The 16572-nt window shown below is 71.9% G+C and carries 18 protein-coding genes; 4 read left to right on the top strand and 14 right to left on the bottom strand.

The annotated features are described in order from the left end of the window. Nucleotides 1-151: 151 nt before the first annotated feature. Nucleotides 152-919: a hypothetical protein gene (locus tag PKE79_RS13275; protein ID WP_271174181.1), complete on the bottom strand. Its 768-nt coding sequence runs from the start codon at nucleotides 917-919 to the stop codon at nucleotides 152-154. 107 nt (nucleotides 920-1026) lie between these two features. Beyond that, entirely contained in the window at nucleotides 1027-1716 is a 690-nt protein-coding gene (locus tag PKE79_RS13270) for a fasciclin domain-containing protein (RefSeq protein WP_271174180.1), read from the bottom strand. Between the two features lie 144 nt (nucleotides 1717-1860). Here PKE79_RS13270 and sigK point away from each other — a divergent pair, with 144 nt between their 5' ends. Both sigK and PKE79_RS13260 read left to right on the top strand, forming a co-directional pair. Further along, nucleotides 1861-2463 carry an ECF RNA polymerase sigma factor SigK gene (gene sigK, locus PKE79_RS13265; protein ID WP_271174179.1) on the top strand — a complete coding sequence of 201 codons (603 nt, stop codon included), beginning with the start codon at nucleotides 1861-1863 and terminating at the stop codon, nucleotides 2461-2463. Next, nucleotides 2460-3272 carry an anti-sigma factor gene (locus PKE79_RS13260; protein WP_271174178.1) on the top strand — a complete coding sequence of 271 codons (813 nt, stop codon included), beginning with the start codon at nucleotides 2460-2462 and terminating at the stop codon, nucleotides 3270-3272. Before sigK ends, PKE79_RS13260 begins: the two co-directional genes overlap by 4 nt. A 58-nt stretch (nucleotides 3273-3330) precedes the next feature. Here PKE79_RS13260 and PKE79_RS13255 read toward each other — a convergent pair whose 3' ends face one another. The 5 genes from PKE79_RS13255 to PKE79_RS13235 form a co-directional block, all read right to left on the bottom strand. Then, a complete protein-coding gene (locus PKE79_RS13255; protein ID WP_271174177.1) occupies nucleotides 3331-5040 on the bottom strand; it encodes a cytochrome c biogenesis protein DipZ in 1710 nt (569 codons plus the stop codon). A 311-nt stretch (nucleotides 5041-5351) separates the two neighbouring features. Further along, the gene (locus PKE79_RS13250) at nucleotides 5352-6140 is read right to left on the bottom strand and encodes an efflux permease Rv1217c-related protein (protein ID WP_271174176.1); all 789 of its coding nucleotides are present in this window, start codon (nucleotides 6138-6140) and stop codon (nucleotides 5352-5354) included. After that, nucleotides 6137-7246 (bottom strand): ABC transporter ATP-binding protein, encoded by a 1110-nt coding sequence (locus PKE79_RS13245; RefSeq protein WP_271174175.1) that lies wholly within the window; start codon nucleotides 7244-7246, stop codon nucleotides 6137-6139. The genes PKE79_RS13250 and PKE79_RS13245 overlap by 4 nt, the downstream gene beginning before the upstream one ends. 134 nt (nucleotides 7247-7380) lie before the next feature. Further along, complete coding sequence (locus PKE79_RS13240; protein ID WP_271174174.1) at nucleotides 7381-8223, bottom strand: hypothetical protein; 843 nt, start codon at nucleotides 8221-8223, stop codon at nucleotides 7381-7383. Nucleotides 8224-8307: 84 nt separating this feature from the next. Next, nucleotides 8308-9468 (bottom strand): MFS transporter, encoded by a 1161-nt coding sequence (locus PKE79_RS13235; RefSeq protein ID WP_271174173.1) that lies wholly within the window; start codon nucleotides 9466-9468, stop codon nucleotides 8308-8310. 122 nt (nucleotides 9469-9590) lie between these two features. Here PKE79_RS13235 and PKE79_RS13230 point away from each other — a divergent pair, with 122 nt between their 5' ends. Next, nucleotides 9591-10169 (top strand): TetR/AcrR family transcriptional regulator, encoded by a 579-nt coding sequence (locus PKE79_RS13230; RefSeq protein ID WP_271174172.1) that lies wholly within the window; start codon nucleotides 9591-9593, stop codon nucleotides 10167-10169. Between the two features lie 19 nt (nucleotides 10170-10188). Here PKE79_RS13230 and PKE79_RS13225 read toward each other — a convergent pair whose 3' ends face one another. From PKE79_RS13225 to PKE79_RS13200, 6 genes are all read right to left on the bottom strand, one after another. Further along, nucleotides 10189-11061: a serine hydrolase domain-containing protein gene (locus tag PKE79_RS13225; RefSeq protein WP_271174171.1), complete on the bottom strand. Its 873-nt coding sequence runs from the start codon at nucleotides 11059-11061 to the stop codon at nucleotides 10189-10191. A 135-nt stretch (nucleotides 11062-11196) separates the two neighbouring features. Further along, complete coding sequence (locus tag PKE79_RS13220) at nucleotides 11197-12072, bottom strand: serine hydrolase domain-containing protein (protein ID WP_271174170.1); 876 nt, start codon at nucleotides 12070-12072, stop codon at nucleotides 11197-11199. A gap of 24 nt (nucleotides 12073-12096) precedes the next feature. Then, entirely contained in the window at nucleotides 12097-12420 is a 324-nt protein-coding gene (locus tag PKE79_RS13215) for a DUF5615 family PIN-like protein (RefSeq protein WP_336619521.1), read from the bottom strand. A 26-nt stretch (nucleotides 12421-12446) separates the two neighbouring features. Further along, complete coding sequence (locus PKE79_RS13210; RefSeq protein WP_271174168.1) at nucleotides 12447-12677, bottom strand: DUF433 domain-containing protein; 231 nt, start codon at nucleotides 12675-12677, stop codon at nucleotides 12447-12449. Nucleotides 12678-12744: 67 nt separating this feature from the next. Beyond that, on the bottom strand, nucleotides 12745-13608 hold the full coding sequence (locus PKE79_RS13205; protein WP_271174167.1) for a serine hydrolase domain-containing protein: 864 nt from the start codon (nucleotides 13606-13608) through the stop codon (nucleotides 12745-12747). A gap of 36 nt (nucleotides 13609-13644) precedes the next feature. Beyond that, nucleotides 13645-14487: a helix-turn-helix transcriptional regulator gene (locus PKE79_RS13200; RefSeq protein ID WP_271174166.1), complete on the bottom strand. Its 843-nt coding sequence runs from the start codon at nucleotides 14485-14487 to the stop codon at nucleotides 13645-13647. A gap of 143 nt (nucleotides 14488-14630) precedes the next feature. Here PKE79_RS13200 and PKE79_RS13195 point away from each other — a divergent pair, with 143 nt between their 5' ends. Further along, complete coding sequence (locus PKE79_RS13195; RefSeq protein ID WP_271174165.1) at nucleotides 14631-15572, top strand: SDR family oxidoreductase; 942 nt, start codon at nucleotides 14631-14633, stop codon at nucleotides 15570-15572. Nucleotides 15573-15648: 76 nt separating this feature from the next. On the opposite strand, the gene PKE79_RS13190 is transcribed toward PKE79_RS13195, so the two are convergent. Beyond that, the gene (locus PKE79_RS13190; RefSeq protein WP_271174164.1) at nucleotides 15649-16497 is read right to left on the bottom strand and encodes a cation-transporting ATPase; all 849 of its coding nucleotides are present in this window, start codon (nucleotides 16495-16497) and stop codon (nucleotides 15649-15651) included. Nucleotides 16498-16572: the final 75 nt, after the last annotated feature.

Here is a 16572-nt window from a genome sequence, read left to right as displayed (position 1 = left end):
TGTTTCGACGCGGTCGTTGAGCGCGAATTCGCCTTTCTCGGTCGTTGAGCGAGCTCTTTCTCGGTCGTTGAGCGATGTCTCGACTCGGTCGCTGCGCTCCCTCGCTCGACACGGGTCTCCGCGAGTCGAAACGTCGCAAGCCGATCCCGGCTCAGCCCGTCGGGGCCGTGATCTCGACGGGCTGACCGAGCCGCTCGAAGGTCTGCGTCACGGTTCCGGCGAAGCCGTGCACGGTGAGGGCGATCTCGGCGCTCAGCGGCGTCGCATCGGACGCGAGGCGGAGGACGAACGTGTCGACGTCGACCTCCTTCCAGTGGAACGGCGCGGTGCTTGCGATGCGGTAGACGCCCGCGGCGGCCGGCTCCGCGGCCACCTCCCACGCAGGGCTCGCCGCGATGAGCTCGGCGATCGCCCGCGGGTCCGAGAACGGGGCGGCGTACTCGGCGGCCTCAGCGGCGATCTGCTGGTCGCGGTCGTCGGATGACGCGTCGGCCTCGACGGCGCCGTCGCCGCGGTCGAGCCAGTGCGCGCCGTCGACGAACCAGAGGTCGAACGGAATGTCCGTGCCTCCCGTGCCGTCGAGGTGGAATGCATAGTCGGGCTCGAAGGTGAAGTCCACCGTCCCGCGGAGCATCGGGCCGCTGAGGCCGATCCGCCCGGACCCCTGCGCGACGAGGACGTCCTGCACGCAGGCCCCGAGGTCCGCTCCGCCGACGGTGGCGCCCGCCTCGATCCCCGCGCACGAGTCGGGTGCGGTCCATCCGCTCGGCGTCGGCGTCACCGTGGCCGGCGCGGTCTCCGCCGTCGGCGCGGGTGCGGCGGGCTCCTCGGGCGCCGTCTCGTCGGGCGGCGTCTGCGCCGCGCAGCCCGCGATCGCGGCGGCGAGAGCGAGAGCGGCGGCTGCGCGTGCGACCTTCATGGTCGGAGGATACTCGGCGCACTCGGGCGCAGACGCAGAGGCTCCTGGGTGCACGGCGGGCGGCCGGGCTCGCGCCCGACCGCCCGCCGTCCCTCCCCCCTCGGAGGTCACTGCGCGGGCATGAGCACCGTGTCGACGAGGTAGACCGTCGCGTTGGCGGTCTGGACGCCGCCGCAGATGACGGTCGCGTCGTTCACCATGAGGGCGTCGCCCGATCCGGTCACCTCGAGGTCGGAGCCCTGAACGGTCGTGTGGGTGCCGGCGATCGCGTCGGGAGCGATCTGGCCGGGGACGACGTGGTAGGTGAGGATCGACGTCAGCAGGTCGGCGTCGGTGCTGAGCGTCTCGATCGTGGCCTCGTCGATCTGCGCGAACGCGTCGTCGACGGGGGCGAAGACCGTGAACTCGTCGCCGTTGAGCGTGTCGACGAGGTTCACGTCGGGGTTCAGCTCTCCCGACACGGCCGAGACGAGGGTCGTCAGCAGCGGGTTGTTCGACGCCGCGACCGCGACGGGGTCGGCGGACATGCCCTCGATCGAGCCCGCGCCATCCGGCACTGCCTCGGCGTAGTCGGCGCAGCCGGGCCCGACGAGGTTCGCGGCCGAGTCGGCCATCGTCTCGGGGCTCTCCTCGGGGGTCGTCTCCTCGGGCGCGGCCGACTCCTCGACCATGCCGGAATCGCCCGACGTCGGCTCCTCCTCGGCGGTGGTGGCGCCGCTGCTGCAGGCGGCGAGGCCGAAGACGGCGACGAGCGACAGGACGGCAGCGCCGGCGAACGTGGACTTCTTCGTGGACATGGCGTTCTCCTCTTCAACGGTGGGTGCCCCGAGGGGCGGTGCCTCTCGGCTTTCACGTCGTATTCGGGGTGGTCGGCGGATCGGATGGGTCGATCTCGAAATCGCGTCGGGATGGCCCGCGGACCGCCCGCGACGGGATGCGGCATGCTTGTGGGCATGGTGATCGACGGCGTCGAGGTGGGCGAGCACGCCGACGGACCCGTCGACCACGTCGCGGACCTCCTCGTGCGCATCGCGGACGGCGATCAGGGCGCCTTCGCGTCGCTCTACGACATGCTCTCGGGTCGCGTCTTCGGCCTCATCCTGCGGGTGCTCGTCGACCGCGCGCAGAGCGAGGAGGTGCTGCAGGAGGTCTTCCTGGAGATCTGGCAATCCGCCGCGCGCTTCTCTCCGAACAGAGGTCAGGGGAGGACATGGGTCCTCACCATCGCGCACGGCCGAGCGGTCGACCGCGTGCGATCCGCGCAGGCGAGCACCGACCGGGATGTTCGCGTGGGCTTCCGGGACCTCGGAGTGCCGTTCGACGGGGTCGCCGAGGATGTGGAGCTCCGCATGGAGGGACGACGCGTCGTCGAGGCGCTCCAGAGCCTGCCGGAGGCGCAGCGCGAGGCGCTCACCCTCGCGTACTACGGGGGATACTCGCAGAGCGAGATCGCGGCCATGACCGCGACGCCGCTGGGAACGGTGAAGACGAGGATGCGCGACGGGCTGTCGCGCCTGAGGACCTGGATGGGGGTGCCGGCATGACCGAGAAGGACCTCGACGAGCTGCTCGCCGGCCGCGCCCTCGACGCGCTGTCGCCCGAGGACGCCGCCCGGCTCGAGCAGGCGCTCGCCGCGGATCCCGCGCTGCGCGCCCGTGCGCAGCGCGACGAGGAGACCGCCGCGCTGCTTGCCGATGCGACGCCCGAGGTCGCGCCGCCCGCCGCCATCCGGGACCAGCTGCTCGCGCGGATCGCGGGAGCCGCGGCTCCCGCGGACGTGGCACCTGAGGAGAGCGCCGACGCGCCTGCTGGGCCCGCGCCATCCGCGCCTGCTGAGCCCGTGCCATCCGCGCCTGCCGGGCGTGCGGCATCCGGGCCCGCGCCATCCGGGCTGGCGCGCCCGGGCCGCCGCCGCTGGTTCGCGCTCGCGGCCTCCGTCGCGGTCGTCGCGGCGGTCGGGCTCTCGGCGCTCACGATCGGGCGTCTGCTCGACCGGCCCGACGCCGTCGTGGCGCTCGAGCAGATCGCGCAGGCCGAAGACGGGCAGGTGCTCGAGGGCGAGCTGCCGGGCGGGGGCGCGATCGAGATGCACTGGTCGCACTCGGTCGGCGAGGTCGTCGTGCTCGCCGATGAGGCGCCGGCGCTCGACGAGGGCCGCCAGTACGAGCTCTGGCTCGTGCGCGGAGACGAGCCGATCCCAGCAGGGGTGTTCGACGGCGGCGTCGACGAGCCGCTCCTGCTCGACGGAGAGCTGGCGCCCGGCGACGTCGTCGCCGTCACGATCGAGCAGGAGGGCGGGTCGCCGACCGGCGTCCCGACGACCGAGCCGATCGCCGTGATGCCGACCGACTGAGTGACGCGACGGGAGCGGCGGACGGCCCGGGGCCATCCGCCGCTCCTGTGCCCGCGGCTCAGCCGAACGTGAAGGAGTAGACCTCCACGCCCGGATCGACCGTCACCTCGATCTCGCCCTCGGCCGCGTCGCCGCTGCGCAGCTCGTACGAGCGCGGCGTGCCGGAGACCGCGATCTCCTCGGGCGCTCCGCCGTCGACGCGCGCGGTGATGCTCCCCTCGCCCGCGAGGACGATGCGCACCTCGCTCGCGGAGTAGGCGAGGCGGATGGTCGCGGGCGCCTCGGCCGGGGTCGCGAACTGGGTCTCGATGGTCCAGGTGCCCTCGAGCGCGAACGTGTCGCGAGGCTGCTCGTCGGGGAGGGCGAAGCGGGCCGTGCCGCCCGTGTACGGTGTGGCGCCCGCGTAGTTGACGTCCTTCGTCCAGCCGAGGAACGTCTCGGGCGTGCGATCGGGATCGACAGGGGTGCGGTCGTCGACGGCGGTCGGGTCGGGGAGCGCGACCGCGGGGTCGGCATCGACGAGGAGCTCGCGGATCATCCGCTCGGTCGCGGCGTAGTTGCCCTCGCCGAACGAGATGTGCCGGACCGTCCCGTCGGCGTCGATGAGGTAGTGGGCGGGCCAGTACCGATTGCGGTAGTTCGTCCACGTCGCGAGGTCGTTGTCGAGGGCGACCGGATAGGAGATGCCGAAGGCGTCGGCGCCCGCCTGCACGTTGGCCGCGTCCTTCTCGAATGCGTACTCGGGCGAGTGCACGCCGATGACCCGCAGCCCCGCGTCGCGGTACGCCGCGTCCCACGCGACGACGTGCGGGATGCTGCGCTGGCAGTTGATGCACGAGTAGGCCCAGAAGTCGATGAGCACGACCTCGCCGCGGAGGCTCTCGAGGTCGACGGGCGCGCCGCCCGGGGTGTTCAGCCACTGCTCGATCCCGCGGATCGAGGGCGCCGTGCCGCAGGACTCGAGCTCGTCGGCTCCGTTGGTGCACTGATCGAGATCGCGGTTCTCGTCGGTGACGATGCCGCCGAGGTCGAGCGCGTCCTGCACGCCCTCATCCTCGGCGAGCTGCTGCTGGAGCGTCGAGGTGTAGTCGGGCACGAGCCGCTGGAGCGCGGCCGGGACATCGAGCACGAGGCCCACCGCGAGGGCGAGCATGGCGACGCCGGCCGCGATCCGCAGTCCCCGCTCGCGACGGCGGAAGGCGCGGATGCGCTCGATGACTCCGCGCCCCGCGAGCGCGAACAGCAGGAGCGGGATGGCCACGCCGACCGCGAACGCGATCGTCAGGACGACGGTCTCAGGGCCGATGCGGCCGGTCGACCCCGCGACGATGATCGCCGCGAGCACCGGCCCCGCGCAGGGCACGAAGACCGTGCCGAGCGCGAGCCCGACGGCGAACCCGTTGCGGCGGTTCGAGACCTCGCGCTGTGGCAGCCAGGTGAACGGCTTCTCGAGGAGCCGCTCGAACGCGGGCACGAGCAGCCCGAGGCCGATCAGCGCGAGGAGCGCGATGCCGACCCAGCGGATGACGCCCTGGGGCAGGCCGAGCGCGCCGAGCGCGAGGGATCCGAGCAGCGTCACGAGCGTGAAGCTCGTCATCAGGCCGAGCACGACGAGGTAGGGGCGCCAGCGCGAGACGCTGCCGTCGCCGGTGCCGCTCCGGGCGGACTGCGCCCCGCCCGTGAGGAAGATGACGGGCAGGACGGGGAGGATGCACGGCGAGATCCCCGTGATCAGTCCGCCGAGGAACCCGATGATGGCCAGTGACATGTGCGCTTCCCTTCTCCGCTGACGCCTCTTCGTGGCGGGAGGTCGAGCGGATTGGGGCCGGGATGGCAGTCCGCGGCTCGGAGGGGCGGCGGGATGGCGGGGTGGGCGGGACACAGTGCAGGAGATCTGCGAGCGCGCGCTGAGGGGAGCCGCGGGATTCCGCGAGGTCTGGGCGCGGGCGGCCCGGTTTCTCCTGCGTTGTGTCCCGCTTCAGCCGGGGCGGCCGTGCATGTCCCGCTTCCGGCGGGGGTCGGCTGTGCGTGTCTCGTTTCCGGCGGGTGTCGGTCGTGCGTGTCTCGCTTCCCGCGGGGTCAGCCGCGCAGGTCGCGGCGCGTGAGCGCGACCACGCTCCCCGCGAGGAGCAGCACGACGCCGATCCACAGCGGCCAGAGGCCATCCGTCCATCCCTCGCGGAGCGGGCTCTCGTGATAGGCCCACGAGTACGGGGAGAGGGCGCGGAGCGCGTCGAAGTCGTCGTTCTGGTTGGCCACGCCGTTGAAGAGGAACGCCGCCGCCGCGACAAGCGCACCCGCACCCGTCGCCCACGCGCGGCGGCCGAAGAGGGAGCCGACGAGCAGCGCGACCCCGCCGCTGAAGAGCCACAGCCCGATCGCGGCGAGCGTCTGCGGGATGACGTTCTCGCGCGCGAGGTCGAGCTCGAACGGCGAGTTCACGGCGAGCAGCAGGCACCCCGAGTAGACGCCGAGCCATGCGAGCCGTGCGACGAGGGCGAGCACCTGCCCGGCGACGTAGCCCGTGCGCGAGATGCCGTGGGCGAGGTCGAGCTCGAGGCGCCCCTGCTCCTCGGCGCCCGCGACCGCGGCGGAGCCCCAGCCGATCGCGGCGACCGTCGGCAGGACGAACCCGAGGATGCCGTAGAACGTCGCCTGCGCGTAGCCCGCGCCCGACGTGATCTGGTCGAAGCCGAGGGTGTTGACAAGCGAGGGCGGCAGGGTCTCGAGCATCTGCATCATCTGCCCGTCGATGCCGATGCTCGGGTAGAGCGAGAGGTAGAGCATCATCACGGCGGTGAGTGCGAGCGTCCAGACGAGGAGGCCGCGCCACGACTCCACGAGCGTGCGGATGAACACCGGGATCATCGCGCGCCTCCCTCGTGCTGGACCGGCCCGGCGGACGGCAGGTCTCCGGATGAGGCGGCTTCGGATGGCTGTCGCCGGCGGTCGCGTCGGAGGCGCGGCGGGTCGGATGGTGCGGGCGAGGATGGCGGCGGGTCCGCGGGCGCGGATGAGGGCGGCGTCGCCTCCCGGCGGGACGGGGCGGCTTCTGCGCCCGCTCCCTCGCCGTACAGCCGCAGCACGGATTCCTCGAGGTCGGGCTCCTCGAGGGTGAGGTCGACGACGCGGAACCGAGCGAGCGCCTTCACGATCGGGTCGACGTCGCCCTCGATCGTGACCGCCACGCGGACATGGCCCGTGCCATCCGTCACCTCGAGGTCATGCAGGGTCGTCTCCGCGCCGGTCCGGCCGAGCGCGTCCCGCACCGATGCGACCGAGGCGTCTGCGATGCCCGCGCGCATGCGGCGCACGGCGCCGAGGCGCAGCGAGGCGACGTCGCCCGCCGCGACGACGCGGCCGGCGCTCAGGACGGCGACCTCATCGGCCGCCTGCTGGATCTCGCTCAGCACGTGCGAGCTCAGGAGGATCGTCTGCCCGCGGTCGCGCGCCTCGCGCACGAGCTGCAGGAACGCCCGCTGCACGAGCGGGTCGAGGCCGCTCGTCGGCTCGTCGAGGATGAGCAGCTCGGGCTCGTGCATGAACGCCTGCACGAGCCCGAGCTTCTGCTTGTTGCCCTTCGAGAGGGTGCGCACGCGGCGGTCGAGGTCGAGCCCGAGCCGGTCGGCGAGCTCGTCGATTCGCCCGGCCGGCACGGGGCCGGAGACCTTCGCGTAGAAGTCGAGCATCCCGCGCCCGGTCGTGCGGCCATCCAGCCGCAGCTCGCCGGGGACGTAGCCGATGCGGCGGCGCAGCGCGGGGCCGCCGTGCTGCGGGTCCTCGCCGAGCACGCGGACCTCGCCTCCGGATGGTCGGATGACATCGAGCAGGATGCGCAGCGTCGTCGTCTTGCCGGCGCCGTTCGGGCCGATGAGCCCGAACACGGTGCCCGGCTCGACCCGCAGGTCGAGGGAGTGCAGGGCCGTGTGCTGCCCGTACCGCTTGTGGAGCGCCTTCGTCTCGATCGCCGCCATGAGCTTCAACGTAGCGTCGCGCCGGCGGATGCCAAAGGGTCGCGAGCGCGCGTCCGCTCAATGCCGCAGCACGGCGGCGGCGATCTCGCGTGCGCGGGCTCGCGGTCGTCGTCGAGGTGGTGCCGCAGGAGGGCTCAGGCCTCGGGCGCCGGCGGGCGCAGGGGCGTCCGCTCGGGCTGCGCCGGGGGCTCCGGGGTCGCTCGGTCCTCCGGGGTCTCCCGGGACTTCGGGGTCGCGGCGGGGCGCCCGGCCTCGAGTTCGGGGGCGACCTGCTTCTCGAGCACCTCCACGGCGTCATCGGACAGGACGATCAGCCCGTCGAGCTCCTCGCGCACGCGCTTGTACGCGATCTGGCGCTCGGCCGCTGTCGCCGACTGATCGACCGCGGTGCGGAGGAGCTGCTGCGCGCGGTCGAGGCGACGGCGCTCGTCCTCGGTGAAGCCGCTATCGCGCACGCGTCGGGCATCCTGCTCGGCGATGTCGAACGCGACCTCGAAGTCGTGCACGGCGTCGCGGTACTCCGCGAGCGTCGCCGCATCGATCTTGACGTCCGCGGATGCCGGGCGGAGGCCATCCGCCACCTTCTTCGCCCGCAGGAACGCGGCCGTCAGCGGCTGGCGGCCGTCGCTCATCGTCGGGAACGCGATGAGCTTCGCGACGTCGAGCTCGTAGTCGAGCCAGCGGTGCATGACCTCGTCGTGCGTCGCCATGAGGCGGGCGAGCCTGGCCTGCCGACTCGCCGCGTCGTCGGCCTCGATGTCTTCTGCGGGGCCATCCTGCGCCTTCGACGCCTTGAGCTGCGCCCGCGCCTGCATCTCGACCGCGCGGGCTTCGCTCTTCGCCTTGATCAGCTCGAGGCGGCGCTTGTGACGCTCCTTCGACTGCTTCGACCACCATCCGCCGAAGCCGCTGGCGACGCCCATGAACGGGAAGACGAGCCACCAGTAGTCGCCGAGGAAGTCGAGGAGGGGTTGCACGCGTCCATGCTAGGCGCGGAGCTCCCTCGTGGGGAGCGGCCCTCGAGCCCCGAGCCTCCGGGGACATGCCCAAGAGGCGTCGGGTCAGAGGGCGAGCGAGCGTCGGCGCTGGATGGTCCAGACGACCAGGGCGAACGCGAGGATGGCCGCGGCGGCGACCATGACGAGCGGCCACCCGCCGAGATCCCACAGTGCGACCGCGAGGGTCGAGCCGACCGAGCCGCCGAGGAAGTTGCCCACCACGAACACCGTGTTCAGCCGGCTGCGCGCCGACGGGTCGATGGCGAGCATGCGGGTCTGGGTGAGGACCATGACCGACTGCACGCCGATCGAGTACAGGGCGATCGACGCCATCACCGCGACGAGCGAGTGCGGCGCGACTCCCGACACGGCGAACGCGAGGATGGCCAGCACGAGACCCGCGCCGATCGCCGGCACGGCGAGTCCGCGGTCGTAGAGGCGCCCCACGAGCTGCGCCGCGACCGCGCCGCCGATCCCGACGAGGTTGACGAGGCCGATCTGGGTCGCGGAGAAGCCGAAGGGCTCGGCCGAGAGGAGGAGGGTGAGTGCGGTCCAGAAGAGCGTGAAGCTCGCCATCGCCGCCGCGCCGATGAGCCCCACCGACCGCGCGGTCGCGCTCACGAGGTGCGTGCGCAGCACCGATGCCAGGAGCGCGGGGTACGACACCCGCGCTCGCGGTTCGAGCCGGGGCAGGGAGCGCCACATGACGAACGCGAGCACGACCATGACGAGCGCGATGAGGGCGTAGAGCGCGCGCCATCCGATGAGGTCGGTCGCGATGCCGCTCACGGCGCGCGCGATCATGATGCCGAGCAGCAGCCCCGAGGCGACGGTGCCGAGCACTCGCCCGCGCTGCGGGTCGGTCGCGAGGTCGCCTGCGAGCGGCGCGAGGAACTGCCCCGACACCGTGCTCACGCCCACGAGCCCGAGCGTCGCGAGCAGGATCGGGAAGGTCGGCGCGAGGGCGCTCAAGCCGAGCATGGCCGCGGCGAGCAGCATGAAGAGCGGGATGGCGCGCCGGCGGTCGACGACGTCGCCGAGCGGGACGAGGAAGAACACGCCGACGGCGTAGCCGAGCTGCGTCACCGTGATGATGAGGCCAGCGGTGCTCGCGGAGACGCCGACGTCCGCGCCGATCACGTCGAGGATCGGCTGCGCCCAGTAGAGGTTGCCGACGGCGGCGCCCGCCGCGATGGCGAAGAGGAGCGTTGCGCCCGCGGACATCCCTCGGGGGCTGGCTGACTCGGTAATGGTGCCTTCTTCACTAAATCCAACGGTCACGTTGGAAGTCACTGTAGTACCGTGGAGGGCAATAAGCAACGCTGGCGTTGGAAATGGGGAAGCGGATGGCCTGGGACGTCGAGGGCACGAAGCGCAAGATCATCGAGGCGGCGACGGACGAGTTCGTCGCGCACGGCCAGCACGGCACGACGATCGAGCGGATCGCGAAGCGCGCGGGCGTGAACAAGGAGCGGGTCTACAACTACTTCGGCGGCAAGCCGGAGCTGTTCGCGCTCGTGCTTCGCGAGAAGGTCGCGGAGGGGGCGGTGTCGGTTCCGTACGTCGCCACCGGCATCGACGATGTCGGCGGATTCGAGTCGCGACTGGTCGACTTCAATCAGGCGCATCCCGAGCTCATCCGCCTGCTCGCGTGGGAGGCGCTGGCCTACACCGACGCGGTGCCCGATGAGGAGAAGCGCGTCGAGCGGTACGCGCGCCGCACCGATGAGATCCGGGTGGCGCAGGACGCAGGCGCGCTCACGACCTCGCTCGATGCCGACATGCTGCACGTGCTCCTGCTCGCGCTCGCGGGATACGGCGCGCTGGTGCCGCAGGTGGTCCGGATGATCACGGGCGTCGGGACCGACGACGAGCGCTATCGCGCGGCGGTCGTCGAGGCCGCACGTCGCCTCGCGGCCCCGTGACGCGGGGCCCGATCACGGGTCACCCGCGCAGCGCCTCCACGGCGAGCTCGCCGAGGCGGGCATCGCGTGTCTCCTCGTGCGCGGTGATCGTGAAGACCGCGTTCCGGGCTGGGTCGATGATCGCGTACTGGCCGTAGCGCCCGTCGAGCCGCCAGGTGCCATCCGGCCCGCCCCAGGCCGCGAGCCCGTACCGCGCGGATGGCTCGGGCGCTCCGGTGTCGACCCAATCGGAGTGCATCGCGTCGATCCAATCCGCGGAGACGAGCTGCCGGCCATCCCACGCTCCGCGGTCTCGGAGGAGCCGCCCGATGCGCGCGACCTCCTCGGTGCGGAGCTGGAGGCCGCTGCCGCCGACGATCCATCCGGCAGGGCAGCGATGCCACTGCGGGTTGTGGATGCCGAGCGGATCGAACAGGCGCGGCAGGAGCCAGTCGCGCACATCGCCGACGACCGCGCCGAGCACGCGCATCGCGACGTACGTGCTGACGGTGGAGTACTGGAAGACGCGGCCGCGGGATGGCCGGCGCAGCATCTCCTGCGCGAGGTCGGGCCAGGGCACGGGGTCGAGCGCGAACCACTCGAAGTCGATGCCGCTCGTCATGGTGAGGAGGTGCCGAAGGGTCACCTCCTCGACGCCCTCGCCGAGCCGCATGCCGGGGAGATAAGAGTGGATGGGCTCATCCAGGCTCACGAGGCCTTCGTCGATCGCGACGCCGACCGCGAGGGCCGAGACGCCCTTGGAGATCGAGTAGACGTTCTCGCGGTCGTCGCTGCGCCACCGGTGCTCGGCGTCGTCGTCGTCGTCGATGAGCACGTGCGCGCCGTAGGCACCGAGGTTCTCTGCATCGACGGCTCGGACGTATCGGTCGAGAATGGCCTGTGCCGAGGTCATCGGTTCAGTCTGCCAGGCGCCTGCGGGGTTCCGTCGAGGGCCCGCGCGGCCCACTGACCCGGTGCCGTGGCAGGTCTGCATGTCTCGATTGCCGCGGGTAAGCGGGGTGGAAACCCGCGGCGAGTGAGACATGGGTCAGGGGATGGACCCGTCGAGCGCCTCGACGGCCAGCTCGGCCAGACGGTGGTCGCGGGACTCCTCGTGCGCGGTGATCGTCAGGACGGCGTCGCGTCGCTCGTGCACGATGACGTACTGGCCGTAGCGTCCGTCGAGGCGCCAGGCGTCACCGGGGCCCTCCCACACGGCTATGCCGTAGCGGGCATATGGGGGCTGTCCGACGTCGACCCAGGTGCCGTGCATCGCGTCGATCCACTCGGCGGAGACGAGCTGCCGGCCATCCCACGCTCCGCGGTCGCGAAGGAGTCTCCCGATTCGGGCGAGCTCGGACGTGCGGAGCTCGAGTCCCGAGCCGCCGACGATCCATCCGAGCGGGCAACGATGCCACTGAGGATTGTGGATGCCGAGCGGATCGAACAGCCGCGGCAGCAGCCAGTCGCGGACGTCGCCGACGCGGGCGCCGAGAACCCGCATCGCGACATACGTGCTCGCGTCGGAGTACTGGAAGACGCGCCCGCGGGATGGCCGACGCAGCATCTCCTGAGCGAGGTCGTCCCAGCGGACCGGCTCGTCGCCGAACCACGCGAAGTCGATGCCGCTCGTCATGGTGAGGAGGTGCCGGAGGGTGACCTCCTCGGCACCCGCGCCGAACTCCAGCTCGGGGAGGTACGAGCGGATGGGCTCGTCGAGCGTCACGAGGCCCTCGTCGATCGCGATGCCGATCGCGAGCGCCGAGACGCCCTTCGAGACGGAGTAGACGTTCTCGCGGTCGTCGCTGCGCCAACGGTGCTCCGCCGTGCTGTCGCCGCTGAGGACGTGCGCGCCGTACGCGCCGAGCCCTTCTGCATCGACGGCGCGGACGAAGCGGGCGAGGGCTGTCTGTGCCGCGGTCACGCGGTCAGTCTGCCAGGGGTGCGTCTAATCGGACACGCGGAGGTGCGTGCGGTGGAGTTCGACCACGCTGTGCCGCTCGAGTGCGGCGGCGATCTCCGCGAAGTGCGCCTGGAACAGCGCCACCAACTCCGCGTTCCTGACGTTGCCGGTTCGTACGACAAGGAGGCGGCGGGGCGTTCCCTCCAGGACATTCGACGTGACGAAGTCGGCGTCCTTGGTCACGACGATGCGGTCCTCGCGGTCGGCGAGACGAGCGATCGAGTGATCAGTGGAGTGATTTCCCCCGGGGAGCTCGGATGAATGGACCGCATCGACGCCCTGCTCGCGGAGCCAACGCACGAGGCGCATTGGCAACTGTGCGTCGACAAGGCATCTCATGCGGCGTCGAACATCTCCAGACGCCCGCCCGCAAGCCGGGCTGCGTACTCAAGCGCCGCGAGGATGTCGTCCTGCTCGAGGTCGGCGTAGTCCTCGAGGATCTCGTCCATCGACATGCCCGAGGAGAGCAGCTCGAGGATCAGCGACACCGAGTAGCGAAGCCCTCGGACGGTCGGCTGCCCGTGCATGACAGCCGGATCGACGGTGATGCGCTCGAGTCGGCTCATGACGACAGGGTACCCATTTGGGTGCGAACGCACCCGTATGGGGACGAAGCGGTCCGAAACGCCCCGTTCACGACTCGAGCGCCGCGACCGCCTTCGCCGCCATCTCGTCGGCGCCGAAGTGATCGTCGGCCGTGATCGTCACGACGGCATCGTCGAGGAAGATGAGCAGCTGACCATACGCGCCGTGAAGCCGCCACGCCTCGCCGGGCCCTCCCCAGCCGGCGAGGGCGTAGCGCTCGTACCCCGGATTCGCGTCGCGCTCGATCCAGTCGCTGTGCATCGCGTCGATCCATCCGCGCGAGACGAGCTGGTGGCCATCCCACCGCCCGCCATCTCGGATGAGGCGACCGATCCGTGCGAACTCGTCGAGCGTGAGCGAGAGGCCGCCGCCCGCGACGATCCACCCGTTCGGGCAGCGCTCCCACGCCGAGTCGGCGATGCCGAGCGGCGCGAACAGCCGCGGCTCGAGCCAGGCGTGCACGTCTCCGACGACCGCGCCCAGCGCCCGCATGGCCGTGTACGTGCTCGCATTCGAGTACTGGAAGACGCGGCCCTGCGACGGACGCCCGAGGAACTCCCGCGCCAGATCGGGCCAGTCGGTCATCATCGTCTCCGACCACGGGAAGTCGATGCCGCTCGTCATCGTCAGCAGGTGCCGCGTCGTGACGGCGTCGACGCCCTCGCCGAGCGCGATGCCGGGAAGGTACGTCGCGACAGGGGCGTCGAGATCGAACAGGCCCTCGTCGGAGGCGATGCCCGCCGCGATCACGCACACGCCCTTCGCGGCGGAGTGGATGTCGCGGCGGATGTCCTCGGCCCAGAGGTGCGCGGCCGTGTCGTCGCCGATGCGGACGTGCACGCCGTGGGCGACGAAGCCCTGCTCCTCGGCGCTGCGGACGATGCGATCGAGAAGGGTCTGCGCGCGGGTCACGTCCTCAGTCTCCCAGGGTCGGTGTCACCCCGCGGCTCACGCCAGCGACTGCGCGCCGATCACCGACAGCAGGCGCAGCTTCTCGGCGCTCTCCGAGCCCGGCGTCGCGGTGTACACGAGCAGGCAGTGCGACTGCTCCGGGTCGATGAGCCGCTGGCACTGCAACTCGAGGGCGCCGACCTCGGGATGGACGAAGTGCTTCACGTCGCGCGGCCGGATGCCGATCTCGTGGCGCTCCCACAGCTCGCGGAACTCCGCGCTCTCGGCCAGGAGCAGCTCGGCGTACCGCGCCGCGCGCGACGACGGACCGCGCAGCGTGGCGAGCTCGCGCAGCCCCGAGGTGTACATCCGCGACAGGAACGTATGCTCCTCGGGGGCGTAGAGCCGCCGAGCATCGGGATCCGCGAACCATCGGTACCCGATGCTCCGGAACGGGCCTTCGTGCGCCGTGAGATCACCCGTGAGCGCGACGCCGGCGGGCGTCTGCCGCAGGGTCTCGCCGAGCTCCGTGACGATCTCGGCGGGGGTGTCCGTCAGGCGATCGAGGATGCGGATGAGCCCCGGGCTGACGTGCTCGGATGACCCGCGATCGGGCGGCTGCTGACCCGCGAGCCGGAACAGGTGGTCGCGCTCCGCGAGCGAGAGGCGCAGGCCCTGCGCGATCGCGGCGAGCATCTGAGCGGATGGCTGCGGCCCGCGCTCGCGTTCGAGACGCGCGTAGTAGTCCGTCGACATGTGGCAGAGCGCGGCGACCTCCTCGCGGCGCAGCCCGGCCGTGCGGCGTCGGCTTCCGCGGGCGAGGCCCACGTCCTCGGGCTGGAGTGCCTCGCGGCGCCGCCGCAGGAACTCCGCGAGCGCGGGTCGGTCGATCGTGGTCACGTCCCCATCTCACACGACCCGGGCCGCGCGTGCCACGGATCGCGGATCCCCCTCTCGCGAGGGGCGGATCGGCAGTCCCTGGATGCGCCTGCCGCACCCGACGAGCATCGATGCGACAGCCATCCGAGCCGAGGAGTACGCCGATGCCACGCCATCCGATCGACATCACCATCCCCGACCTGCGCGGCAAGCGCGCGATCGTCACGGGCGCGAGCGACGGCATGGGACTCGTCATCGCCGAGCGCCTCGCTGCGGCTGGCGCCGAGGTCGTGATGCCCGTCCGCAACGCGGCGAAGGGCGAGGCCGCGGCCGCGGCCATCCGCTCGCGCCACCCCGACGCGCGGCTCGTGCTGCGCGCGCTCGACCTGTCGTCGCTCGACTCCGTCGCGGCGCTCGGCGACACCCTTCTCGAGGAGGGCCGCCCCGTGCACCTCCTCGTGAACAACGCCGGGGTGATGACGCCGCCGGCGAGGCAGACGACGGCGGATGGCTTCGAGCTGCAGTTCGGGACGAATCACCTGGGGCACGTGGCGCTCGTCGGGCGGATCCTGCCGCTGCTGCGCGCGGGACGGGCGCGGGTCACGTCGCAGGTGAGCATCGCGGCGCGGCGCGGACGGATCAACTGGGACGACCTGCAGTGGGAGCGCCGCTATGACGGGCAGCGCGCGTACAGCCAGTCGAAGATCGCCTTCGGGCTGTTCGGCCTCGAGCTCGAGCGCCGCAGTCGTGCGCACGGGTGGGGCATCACGAGCAACCTGTCGCATCCGGGGGTGGCTCCGACGAGTCTGCTCGCCGCGCGGCCCGAGATCGGGCGCAGCGGCGACACGATGGGAGTGCGGATCATCCGCTGGCTGTCGGCCCGGGGCATCCTTCTCGGCACGCTGGAGAGCGCGGGGCTCCCGGCGCTCATGGCGGCGACGGACGCGACGGCGAAGCCCGGTGCGCTCTACGGCCCGAGCGGGCCCGGCCACCTCGGGGGAGCTCCCGCCGAGCACGCGCTGTACCGTCCGCTGCGCAGCGTCGAGGACGCGCGCCGCGTGTGGGAGGTGTCGGAGCAGCTGACCGGCGTGCGCTTCGGGGCGTAGGCCCCTCACGGCATGTCTCGCTCATGCACCCTTCCGCTGCCGTTTGGGGTGAAAAAGCGAGACATGCAGGGGGGACTCAGCGCCCGAAGAAGTCGCCGAGCCCGAATTCCGACGCGAGGTCGCCCAGACCGCTGCCGGCCTCCGACACCTGGTCGCCGAGGCCCTGCGTGAAATCGCCGGCCTCCGAGACGAAGCCGCCAGCACCTTCGGCGATCGCCGACACGTCCACACCTTCTGCGAGGGCGTCGAAGTCGACGCCGGCTCCGAGAGCGTGGCCGATGATCTCCGAGCCGATGCTCGTGAGGATGGCCCCGCCCGCGACCGCCGCGAGGATTCCGCCGACCGCGAGGCCGCCCGCGACGGCGCCGCCGGCGATGCCGACCGTCCGCGTGCGGGCGAGGAGCCCGCGGAGCCTGCCCGGCTGCGACGCCTCCGCACGAGCGGCGACCCGGGCGAGCTCGGGAGCATCGTACGAGCGCGGGTGCTCGTACGGAGGCAGCTCCGACCGCATCCGCTCGGCGACCTGCGCGCGCTGCTCGGGCGTGAGCCGCGCGAAGGCCTCGCGGTGCACCTGCTCGATCTGATCGGGGCGCGCGGTCTGCAGCAGGTAGTCGTAGCGGGCGATCGCGGCGCGGTCCTGCGCGGATCCGGATGGCGCGGTGCGCGCCGAGCGCGATGCCGACGGATGCGAGGCGGGGTACGGAGGAGGGGTGAGCCCGGTCGAGCGCCGGGTGTCCGGCGCGGGGTCCTGGCGGTGGCTCGGCTGAGGGCTGGCCGAGCGCTCGTCCCCGAGGAGCGAGTCGACGGCGCCGCGCGCCTTGGCCATCCAGTCGGTGCTCGACGAGCCGCGCTGCGACGACGAAGAGGAGGAGCTCGCGTTCATGGCCTTCTTCGCGAGCTTGATGAACTGGTTGAGCTTGCTCATAGGGTCCTTCCGGAAGGGTCGGCGCAGCCGACGTCTGCCAAAGTCTCCTTCGCTCCGGATGCGGAGCCGGCCGCC

The sequence above is a fragment of the Microbacterium barkeri genome, assembly GCF_027921765.1.
Lineage (GTDB): Bacteria > Actinomycetota > Actinomycetes > Actinomycetales > Microbacteriaceae > Microbacterium > Microbacterium barkeri.
This window is presented reverse-complemented; position numbering and strand designations above follow the sequence as displayed.

What these genes read in the sequence shown, in the direction of transcription:
- PKE79_RS13275 (WP_271174181.1), bottom strand. Translation starts at nt 919, where the DNA reads ATGAAGGTCGCACGCGCAGCCGCCGCTCTCGCTCTCGCCGCCGCGATC.
- PKE79_RS13270 (WP_271174180.1), bottom strand. Translation starts at nt 1,716, where the DNA reads ATGTCCACGAAGAAGTCCACGTTCGCCGGCGCTGCCGTCCTGTCGCTC.
- sigK (WP_271174179.1), top strand. Translation starts at nt 1,861, where the DNA reads ATGCTTGTGGGCATGGTGATCGACGGCGTCGAGGTGGGCGAGCACGCC.
- PKE79_RS13260 (WP_271174178.1), top strand. Translation starts at nt 2,460, where the DNA reads ATGACCGAGAAGGACCTCGACGAGCTGCTCGCCGGCCGCGCCCTCGAC.
- PKE79_RS13255 (WP_271174177.1), bottom strand. Translation starts at nt 5,040, where the DNA reads ATGTCACTGGCCATCATCGGGTTCCTCGGCGGACTGATCACGGGGATC.
- PKE79_RS13250 (WP_271174176.1), bottom strand. Translation starts at nt 6,140, where the DNA reads ATGATCCCGGTGTTCATCCGCACGCTCGTGGAGTCGTGGCGCGGCCTC.
- PKE79_RS13245 (WP_271174175.1), bottom strand. Translation starts at nt 7,246, where the DNA reads ATGGCGGCGATCGAGACGAAGGCGCTCCACAAGCGGTACGGGCAGCAC.
- PKE79_RS13235 (WP_271174173.1), bottom strand. Translation starts at nt 9,468, where the DNA reads ATGTCCGCGGGCGCAACGCTCCTCTTCGCCATCGCGGCGGGCGCCGCC.
- PKE79_RS13230 (WP_271174172.1), top strand. Translation starts at nt 9,591, where the DNA reads ATGGCCTGGGACGTCGAGGGCACGAAGCGCAAGATCATCGAGGCGGCG.
- PKE79_RS13225 (WP_271174171.1), bottom strand. Translation starts at nt 11,061, where the DNA reads ATGACCTCGGCACAGGCCATTCTCGACCGATACGTCCGAGCCGTCGAT.
- PKE79_RS13215 (WP_336619521.1), bottom strand. Translation starts at nt 12,420, where the DNA reads ATGCGCCTCGTGCGTTGGCTCCGCGAGCAGGGCGTCGATGCGGTCCAT.
- PKE79_RS13210 (WP_271174168.1), bottom strand. Translation starts at nt 12,677, where the DNA reads ATGAGCCGACTCGAGCGCATCACCGTCGATCCGGCTGTCATGCACGGG.
- PKE79_RS13195 (WP_271174165.1), top strand. Translation starts at nt 14,631, where the DNA reads ATGCCACGCCATCCGATCGACATCACCATCCCCGACCTGCGCGGCAAG.
- PKE79_RS13190 (WP_271174164.1), bottom strand. Translation starts at nt 16,497, where the DNA reads ATGAGCAAGCTCAACCAGTTCATCAAGCTCGCGAAGAAGGCCATGAAC.